The organism is Sphingobacterium sp. UBA7249 (assembly GCF_002472835.1).
In the GTDB taxonomy this organism is placed as follows: domain Bacteria; phylum Bacteroidota; class Bacteroidia; order Sphingobacteriales; family Sphingobacteriaceae; genus Sphingobacterium; species Sphingobacterium prati.
Genome location: NZ_DKST01000010.1, coordinates 164,421 through 171,927, shown reverse-complemented (window position 1 = coordinate 171,927; position 7,507 = coordinate 164,421). Strand labels below are relative to the sequence as shown.

Genomic DNA, 7,507 nt, shown 5'->3' with positions numbered 1-7,507 from the left:
TAATAATAACGCTGCCGAAAAGGCGGACACCGGGATCAACACCGACTATATTAGCGTGATCCATTTCACTTCATTGCTTACTCCACTGCTTTTGCAACAGGAGGAAGCGGCGATTATCAACATTTCTTCCATCGCTGTATTCAGGTCAAATAAATACCTGCCGACTTACTCTGCCAGCAAAGCGGCACTTCACAGTTATACTGAAGGACTAAGGGATACCTTTGCAGAAAACGAAAAATTGAATGTCTACGAAGTATATCCACCTTTGGTCAATACGGATTTTTCGGCAGAAATAGGGGGCGCCAATGGTATTCCGCCATCTGAGGTAGCCGATGAGCTGTTTACTGCTTTGGGAAAAAATCAGTTTGAAGTGCCAGTGGGAGAAACCAAGGTCTATGCTGCGGCAATCCAGGAAGCATTTGCAAACATTGTGCGCGGAAAAGCGTAAATTCAATCATTTAAAAACATTCACAATGGATTTAAAAGGAAAAAGAATATTAATCACCGGCGGAGGTTCGGGTATCGGCTTGGAAGCTGCAAGACAGTTTCTAAATATCGGCGCTCAGGTAATCATTACCGGAAGAAATCAGCAGAAACTGGATGCAGCAAAAAAGATGCATCCAGCTTTGATTACGATGCAAAGTGATGCTTCCACTGAGGCCGATGCAAATGCGCTATACCAACAGGTAGAAACATTGGGCGGCATTGATATTTTGTATCACAATGCTGGTGTGGGTGTACCGCCAACAAATCTCGGCATCCCCAATAAAAAGCATCTGGAAGGGGCTATTTATGAAATGGAAGTCAATTATTTGGGGGTTATCCGATTGAATGAGCTTTTCTTAAATATGCTTAAAGCAAAAAATGAAGCGGCTATCATCCATACCACATCCATCCTCAGTATTGTACCTTCGATAATGGAAGCGACGTATTCTGCATCCAAAACAGCTTTGGCTTTTTATACCAAGATGCTCCGTGCACATCTGGAAATTATAGACAGCAAGGTAAAAGTTTTTGAGCTTTTACCTCCGTTGGTCGATACGGACATGGTGGCCGACCGGGATGACAAAAAAATCAGTCCGGAGCAATTGGTAAAGAGTCTGATCAGCGGTCTGGAAAAAAATGAATTCACCATTCGTGTGGGCGATACTAAAGCGCTGTATCTTATCAACCGTTTGGCACCCAAAGCGGCATATGGCATGGTAAACCAAAAAAAATACGCTGAATACTTAAAAGGGGGCGTTGCCATAGCATAAATAAGAGAGATCATACGAAATAATCAGCATCAAAATAGACAGACAAGATGAAAGCATACAGTATGTCCAGGTATAGCAAAGAAGATAAGCTCCAGCTTATCGAAATGGCTGAACCGAATCTGAGAGACAATGAAATATTGGTCCAGATATACGCCTCCAGCGTCAATCAGCTGGATTCTAAATTGAAAAGTGGAGAATTCAAACTGATTTTACCCTATAAGCTTCCGCTCGTGCTGGGACACGACCTGTCAGGAATTGTGACCCGGGTTGGTTCAAAAGTGAGCAAATTCAAAGTAGGTGATGAAGTTTACTCAAGAACAGCTGATTTCCATATCGGTACGTTTGCCGAGTATATCGCAATAGCGGAGGAAGATGTAGCATTAAAGCCTAAAAATATCAGTTTCGAAGAGGCTGCATCCATTCCATTGGTCGCACTGACCGTATGGCAGGCATTTGTAGTGCGCGCACATCTTAAAAAAGGTCAAAAAGTCTTTGTCCAAGCGGGTTCGGGAGGTGTCGGAACAATTGCAATCCAGTTAGCAAAGCATTTGGGGGCGACAGTGGCTACTACGACCAGTGCAAAAAATGCCGATCTGGTAAAAAGTCTGGGTGCCGACCTGGTGATCGATTATAAAACACAGGACTTCGAAAACGTCCTGAAAGACTATGATCTGGTACTAAATAGTCAGGATCAAAAAACACTTGAAAAATCATTGAATGTACTGAAAAGGGGAGGAAAAGTCATTTCCATTTCCGGGCCACCAACACCGGTGTTTGCGAAGGAATTTGATCTGCCCTGGTATGTCAAGTTGGCAACAAAGCTATTAAGTAGAAAGATCCGAGCAAAGGCAAAAAAATTGAATGTGGATTATGAATTCCTATTTATGAAAGCCAATGGCGAACAACTTGCTCAAATTGCTGCGTTAATAGAGCAAAATGAGATACGTCCGATAATCGATAAAGTTTTTCCCTTTGAACAGACCAACGAAGCTATCGCATATGTGGAGAGCGGTAGGGCCAGGGGGAAGGTGGTAATAAAAGTCTATTAATTTAGTAGTTTTTTTTCAAAAAAAGTCTATATTTGGATCAGCAACAAAAAAATGACTTAAATGAATTTTTATATAGCAACTATTCTGATTTCTCTCAAAAAATTCAACAATGTTGGGTTTAGGGCTTACTTATTACAATTCTATGGATAGAAGAAAGAAATAAAGAGGAGAACAAGGTTCTCCTCTCATTATTTAACAATGAAACAAGTATCAATTGGCGTCGGCACTTGTAAGTATTCACTATTAAACATATCAAAGTTATGAAAAAAAACGGAGTAATCCGGTATTCAACCTACCTACTGTAGCCTTTTTCACTGTCTTCAAAGACAGTTAATTCATAAACACGCGCTGGAATTCTCATCAATATATCGTTTATCGAGCGGGTAATTGATGCTCAAAACAGCCAGACCTAACACCAGGCTTAACAGTACACCTTAAAAGCAATCATAGGCATCGTAAAAACAGATCGGAGCAGCAATGCTCTTGCTCTATATTTTAAATTAAATGAGATTATTTATCCTTTATTGTTATTGCTATTCGATGCGAATGTGAATTTCTGGGCGACCATCACAATACGTTGATTTAGGTTGTTCACCATCCTCGAATTATCGATAAGATCATAAACAGGTTTTCAATTGGCGTTGGCACTTGTTACTTACTTCACCATTAAATTAACATTACATGAAAAAAAATCGGATACTGCGGTATTCATTAGTATTCGCCTTGCTTGGAGGTCTTCAGCCGATCCAGTACAGCAATGCACAAGAAACCAATCCTATTATCAATGCCTCGCTGACAGGGAAAGTCATCGATGCGGTCACCAAGGAGCCTCTAGAAGGTGTAACCATCCAGCTGGATGCGGTCACCCATAGCGTAAAAAGTGATCGCGACGGGAATTTCCATTTTGTCACGGGGCAGACACTCCCTTTCAAGCTAAAAGTCTCGTTCGTTGGTTACACTTCCAAAACATTGGTTGTTACTGCGTCACCTACCGTTATCGCATTGGAGCCATCCACCGAGCATTTAGACGAAGTTATTATAGTTGGCTATGGAACACAGCGAAAACGGGATTTAACAGGCGCTGTGACGAGTTTAAAAGATGTTGATTTCAATAAAGGAGCAGCAGTAACCTCCGTTGATCAATTACTTCAGGGAACATCTGCAGGTATCAACATCCAGCAGTCAAGTTCGGAACCTGGAGGCGGAGTGAATGTACGTATACGCGGAAATAATTCCATCAATGCGGGATCGAGCCCCTTGTATGTTATCGATGGCCTACCCATCGATAACGCGACCAACCTGACTTCTTCCTCAGGAGAGGGTGGGATTGCCAATAATCTGGTGGCCAAAAACCCGATCAATGCCATCAATCCAAATGATATTGCTTCCATAGAGGTTTTAAAAGATGCTTCGGCAGCAGCTATCTATGGTTCAAGGGCCGCAAACGGGGTTATCCTAATAACCACAAAACGCGGTGCCAAGGGACAACGTAGACTAAACTATTCGCTTAATGGGGGGGTACAATCGATAGCGAAAAAGATCGATATATTAAATACCAGGGAATATATCGATGTGATCAATCAATTGGCATCAGAGAAGGGGCAGCCCGCTGTGTTTAATACAGGGGCTATTGCAGATATTGGTGCGGGGACGGATTGGCAAGAAGCAATCTTACGTAAGGCTTTTGTCCAAGATCACAACCTTTCGTTGTCTGGGGGCGACGAGGGATTAACTTATTTTACCTCTTTAAATATTACTTCACAGGATGGTATCGTACGGAATACTGGCATGGATAGATATGCGGGAAGGGTCAATTTAGAAAGCACCTTTGCCAGAAAAGGAAAATTTGGTGTAAACCTTAGCACAAGCCGGATTCTGGATAACAATGCGATTGATGGAAATAGTATTAACGAATCGGCAGGTCCGATTAACGCGGCTTTATTATACGATCCTACGGAGAGAATTTACAATCCAGATGGCAAATTCACACAATCTTCATTTTTAACCATTAACAACCCATTGAGCTTGATCGAAGGAATCAGCAATGAAAGTGCAACTAACCGCACATTGGGGAACCTGTTTTTCGAGTACGAATTGATAGAAGGTCTGAAAGCGAAAATAAATGTAGGAGCAGACCTGTTATCACAACGTAGGGATATTTTCAATAGCAGGCTTACCATTCGGGGAGCTGCCCAAAACGGGATAGCCAATATTGCAACCATGGAGAAAAGGGACATATTAGGGGAGTATACGATGAATTACCATACCCTGTTAGGTGGTAAAAACACATTGGATGTGCTTGGGGGCGTAACCTATCAAAATTTCCAGACGAAACGCTTTGTGGGTTCTATCGGAAATTTTCCCTCGGACGATTTGGAAACGAATAATTTGAGCCTCGGTGATATTGCTACAGCATCCTTAAACAGTGGAAAAGCTGATAATACATTATTGTCTTATTTGGGGCGGGTAAACTATACGCATAATGAGAAATATCTGCTCACGGCTTCATTTCGTGCAGATGGTTCATCGCGTTTCGGTGCAGATAATAAATACGGTTTTTTCCCATCACTTGCTGCAGGCTGGCTGATCTCTAGGGAGCCTTTTATTCCGGAGCTATTCGACAACTTGAAATTACGTGCCAGCTGGGGTGTGACAGGAAATCAGGATATCGGAAACTACAATTCCTTACAAACATACACCACCGGCGGAACGTTTGTATCCGGAAGTTCCCTCTATGTCGGAACATCACCTTCCCGCATCGGTAATAGCAGCTTAAAATGGGAATCTACAGCGCAAACCGATATTGGAATCGATGCTTCGATTCTTAAAAATCGTGTGGATTTGACGGTTGATTACTTTGTAAAGCAGACGCGTGATATGTTGGTTGAACTTCCTCTACCATCGGGAACGGGATATAATGCTATACTCTCCAACATTGGATCAATGGAAAACCGAGGCATAGAACTCTTTCTCTCAGGCAACGTGGTTCAAGGCGAGAAATTTAGCTGGACTTCGTCTATTAACTTCACACGCATCAGGAATAAAGTGACCGACTTGGGAGATATCAAAAACATTATAACAGGAAACGCTTCAAATATTGGGAATGTAGCGATTATCACGGAGGGTCAACCCGCCTTCACATATTATGGATATAAAGTGACCGGAATTTTTAAGGATGCAGCTGAAGTGGCTAATAGTGCTCAAAAATCATCTAAACCAGGCTATCCTATTTTTGAAGATATAAACAAGGATGGCGTTATCAATACTTCCGACCAACAGATTATAGGAAATCCTTTTCCCGATTTCACCTACGGATGGCGGAATGAACTTAATTATGGAAATCTTGGACTCAACTTCCTTTTCCAGGGGCAAAAGGGTGGTGATGTACTTAACGGAAACATATTGGAAAGTATGTATCCGAGCAACTACCGGAGAAATATGCTTCGGGTTACTGTTGAAGATCGCTGGACGCCAGAAAACACAGACGCGAAATGGCCGTCGGCAGTGGAACCCACCTCGTATGGAGGAGGAAAAGTAAACACCCTGGCATTGCAGGATGCGTCTTATTTACGCTTAAAGTATGTGCAATTGAATTATAATGTTCCTTTACGGTCTACAAAGGCGATTCGTCAGTTGCAGGTTTATTTGTCTGCCCAAAATCTCTTTACCATCAGCAACTATATCGGATATGATCCAGAAGCAAATGCTTTGGGAACAAGCAGTGCCCGGGTAGATCTTAATACATATCCTCTGGCTCGCGTTTGGGGTGCAGGTATCAATGTTTCATTTTAATCAGCTGTTATACATCATGAAAATTGTTAAATATATAAGTATTGGTCTGTGTTCTTTAGTTTTATCAGCCTGTAGCTCCATGTTGGACGAAGAGGTTTATTCTGAACTAAACGACGATTATGCAAATTCTGAGGATGGATTACAATCCTTATTGACTTCGGCCTATGGAAATGCCCAATTGCGAAATTACGCCTACTTCTTTACATCTGGCATGACATCCGGTGAAAATTGGAATGAATTTGGCGCCATTGAAGCAAACTTTACACCGCTCTCTAACTTTACTTGGGATAGCAATCACACCTATTTTAGCAGTACCTGGAAACAATTGTATACGGTGATACGTGATGCCAATCTTATTTTAAAAAACGCCTCCGGGCAAAATCAGGAACAGCTGATCGCGGAGGCCAAGTTTCTTAGGGGAATAAGTTATTATTTACTGCACGATTGGTTTGGTCCCTTGCCGCTATATAGTAGTCCGGATGACGATTATTACCTTGCTAGATCCACGGAAGAACAAACTATCGCTTTTATAGAAAAAGACTTAAGTGAAGCCGCTGCGGTGCTACCCCTCGAACAGACTGTATACGGCAAAGCAACTAAAGGAGCGGCACTTAGTTTTCTTGTTAAATTATATTTGAATACAAAGCAATGGCAGAAAGCAATAGACCGCACAAATGCGGTTATTGGTCTGCAGACTTATTCCCTGTTTGCTGATTATACGAAGTTGTTTTTAATTGAAAACGAAGGCAACAACGAGATGATTTGGACCATACAATCAACACCTCAATTAGGAAATCCTTTTGTTGCAAATACTTTTCCAACAGACTACCCGCATTTACCCAATCAGACCATATACGCTTCCCGTGTCTATCTCTATGATGAATTTGTTAACTCCTTTGACGCCAATGACAAAAGACGTAAATTGATCATTACTGCTTACACAAATACCAGCGGCGTATTTACGCAATTGCTGGGGAATAACAGGTCTTATCCCGGCAAGTATGAATTTGATAAGGATGCAATCGGGGCATCTTATGGAAATGATGTTCCCGTTATCCGCTATGCAGATATCCTGATCAGTAAAGCAGAAGCTTTAAATGAATTAAATGGTCCTACTATGGAGTCTGTCAGTTTGGTGAATCAGATTCGCAATCGGGCGGGCTTGAAACCGTTACAGGTTGGCGATCTTACCAAAGATAGTTTTAGAAGGCAGATTTTTAAGGAGCGAAAATGGGAATTCTGGTATGAACAGGCAGGTCGTTCTGACCAACTGAGAGAGGGTACATTTATTTCTTCTGCAAGACAACGGGGAAAGACAGCCGCCAACGCACATCAGGTCTTGTTTCCGATTCCGCAAACGGAGATCGATGCAAATCCAAATCTAGCACAAAATGAAGGTTATTAACAAAC

Annotated in this window: 5 protein-coding genes; all 5 read left to right on the top strand. The window is 42.0% G+C overall.

The genetic code is table 11. The annotated features are described in order from the left end of the window. The coding region (locus B4A24_RS06750; RefSeq protein WP_293943786.1) for an SDR family NAD(P)-dependent oxidoreductase at positions 1–448 on the top strand (448 nt) is incomplete at its 5' end. Positions 449–473: 25 nt separating this feature from the next. Next, entirely contained in the window at positions 474–1,256 is a 783-nt protein-coding gene (locus B4A24_RS06745; RefSeq protein WP_293943784.1) for an SDR family oxidoreductase, read from the top strand. 47 nt (positions 1,257–1,303) lie between these two features. Further along, entirely contained in the window at positions 1,304–2,305 is a 1,002-nt protein-coding gene (locus B4A24_RS06740; protein ID WP_293943782.1) for an NADP-dependent oxidoreductase, read from the top strand. Positions 2,306–2,986: 681 nt separating this feature from the next. Continuing rightward, a complete protein-coding gene (locus B4A24_RS06735) occupies positions 2,987–6,097 on the top strand; it encodes a SusC/RagA family TonB-linked outer membrane protein (protein ID WP_293943780.1) in 3,111 nt (1,036 codons plus the stop codon). Positions 6,098–6,113: 16 nt separating this feature from the next. Beyond that, entirely contained in the window at positions 6,114–7,502 is a 1,389-nt protein-coding gene (locus B4A24_RS06730) for a RagB/SusD family nutrient uptake outer membrane protein (RefSeq protein WP_293943778.1), read from the top strand. The last annotated feature ends 5 nt before the right edge of the window (positions 7,503–7,507 follow it).